Consider the following 559-nt stretch of genomic DNA (forward strand, 5'->3'; position numbering starts at 1 on the left):
ATACGTTGGCAGGAGGCGTCCGGCAGGTATTTTGCGATTGGATGCCTTCTGCGGGTAGTTATCCGTGCTTTGTTTTTCCTTTTTCTGTACTCAATGAAGGGAATTTGAAGGGAAAAACAAAGCTGATCGTTGGGTTATTTTCTCCTATTAAAATTCTTTCTAAATGGCGGCTTTAGCCACTGGCCATGCTGTTGATTGGGTGATCAGCAACGTGGCCAGGGGCGGCAGGCAGGGCTGGCCAAAAAAACATCTAATCATTGGTCTTTCTATTGTCGCTTAGAAGGGGAAAAGAGCCACCGTAACCAAGTTTGCCCCTTGACTTTCTCCTTCAAAAAGGCTAACTTGGCTATTCCTACGTCTTGCAGGGACGCTCCCGTCCGAAAGCAGAAGAGCTTTCTCCGGCAACGCCGCAACAAGACGTAAAGTCCTAAATAAGAGATTCATGCCTTTGGCTCTTTTTCCCTTCTTTGCCGCTTTAGTGACCTTTGATGCCATCCAGCCCTGATAGCCGGAAAGCTTCGCCATTTTAAAATCTGAAAATAATCCCAATGACGGATGT

The 559-nt window shown here is 46.7% G+C and carries 1 protein-coding gene; it reads right to left on the minus strand.

All coding sequences use genetic code 11. The features are described from left to right. Nucleotides 1-276: 276 nt before the first annotated feature. On the minus strand, nt 277-559 hold a 283-nt coding region (locus FJM74_RS22120; RefSeq protein ID WP_187264826.1), incomplete at its 5' end, for a hypothetical protein.

The sequence above is a fragment of the Pontibacter beigongshangensis genome, assembly GCF_014332515.1.
Lineage (GTDB): Bacteria > Bacteroidota > Bacteroidia > Cytophagales > Hymenobacteraceae > Pontibacter > Pontibacter beigongshangensis.